This is a genomic window from Microcystis sp. LE19-41.2A (genome assembly GCF_027530405.1).
GTDB classification, from domain to species: domain Bacteria; phylum Cyanobacteriota; class Cyanobacteriia; order Cyanobacteriales; family Microcystaceae; genus Microcystis; species Microcystis aeruginosa.
Genome location: NZ_JAPZQJ010000620.1, coordinates 1 through 1897 on the forward strand (window position 1 = coordinate 1; position 1897 = coordinate 1897).

The window sequence follows — 1897 nt, forward strand, 5'->3', positions numbered from 1 at the left end:
GAAATCAAGAAAGACAAAAAAAGCCCAAAAAACTGCCGAAGCAGTCGGGAAAGATTGACAACCAAAAAGGTAATAGCAATGGACGTTTCTGAAGTTTCAGGTAGTTTTGTCATGCACAGATTTAAACCAAATCTTCTCTTAGCTTGTCCGAATTTCCCTTCTATTGCATTGCGAAAACTCTCGTCCTCTTGTGCTTGTTTTTTTAGTCCAGCGCTTCGATTCTTCGGTGGTCTTCCCAAGGGTAATCCACTTAATCTTATCCCTCTTTCCTTGCACCATGCCAAGTTTTCTCTGGTTCGATAAATTTTATCGACATGAACGGATTGCTGGCTAACAACCATAAGTCTCTTTAAAGTTTTCTACTTGCGCTTTCAAATCTTGAGATTCATTCAAGTTTTCCCAAGACAACCGGTGTAAAAATACATAATTATCTACACAAGACACCGAGAGCTTTGCCCCAAATTCCGTCGGTTTTCCGGCTTTGCCTCTCACAATAGGACGTACATGAGGTTGACTTAAACTGACAATTCTCTGGTCAACCCTTGTTTTTTTCTCTGACCACATCTCCCGTTGTTGACGAGAGACTTCTTCAATGACTAATAGCATTTTATATTGTCTTTTACTTAAACAAGTTAAGGAGGCTCCTAATTCAATTAGTTGGTCTATAGCGGTTCTGATTCACAAGAGGTACATTCCCGATCCTGAACAGCTTAATCAGCAAAGGTTTAAGTGTGCCGCACAGATGCGAGAAACGCTATATATAACCTAAGTTTCTTTGAATATATCCCAGTTGTTGACCAATGGCTTTCCGTCTTTCTTTTTGAGAGGGACGACGTTTTTTAGCGACTTTTAAATAGTTTTTTCTCGCTATTTTTCGGGAAGTTCTTGGTTTCTTAGTTAACTTGTCTTTGACTTCCCTGTAGAGACAATCTAGGATTTTTTCCGTTCCTTGACGAGCTTGATTGAATAGGTCTAAATCTGTGGGATACTTAATATCAGCGGGCGCACAAGTCGCATCTAATATTAATTTTCCTGCATTGGGCCGCTCACTTTCTTCTCCTCGCTCTTCTGTTCTGGCATCAGATTCTTTGTCTTCGAGAATTTCTCGTCCTTTTTTCACCATTTCTTGGTTAATTTTGTTGAGGAGATTTAACTTAATTCTTTTCCGAAAATATACCATCATTGAGGCATCAAATGGAGCTTCTGTTTAATAGTTTGTTAGCCAAATAAAGTATTGTAGGTAAGGGGTTTCCCTAATTTGTTCGACGGTTTCTCTATCACTTATTCCTAATCTTTCTTGAATAATTAATGCGGACATTGCTACCCTAAATGGTAAGGCGGGCGCACCCTTGTTTTCGCAGAAGCTTTTTGCGTACTCTTCTTCAAATTTTTCCCAGGGAATTAAGTTGGCCATAATAACCCAACGGTTTTCATCTGATAGTTTTCCGCTCCTCGGGCAGTTCAAATGATTCGGGTTCTGATGGAGTTGCGGTCGAGATACGATACATCTGTACTGAATGAAAAAAAGTGCTTGGCTTTTAGTGTATTTTACCTTTTTTTGGGCCTTTTTTCTCGACTTTATTGAGTCGAAACCTTTTTCCTATCGGCATTTCAGGCTTTTTCAGCCAGCCCTACTTAATAATAATTAAGCTTTTTGCTTAAGTTGACACCAATGACCGCCGGCGCCCAAAATGTCATTTATCTTCTGTCAAGGTGGGTTAGGTAAAATGAGAAAAAAGTTCTGAAACCCTTATATCTGGACTTCCCCGTTGACAAAAAGCCATAACCTGTGCTGTAGAAGGGATTAAGAGAATTTCCGCCGCCCCGTTACTGGGTACAAATCAGAGAAACTCCCAATAAATCTAACGCTTTTTGTTGCAGTTGAGTCGGTCGAGTT

The 1897-nt window shown here is 39.9% G+C and carries 1 pseudogene; it reads right to left on the reverse strand.

Features of this window, described 5'->3' with window-relative positions:
- Positions 1-1508, reverse strand: a pseudogene (locus tag O9290_RS25515) (IS5 family transposase); the annotation flags it as partial.
- Positions 1509-1897: the final 389 nt, after the last annotated feature.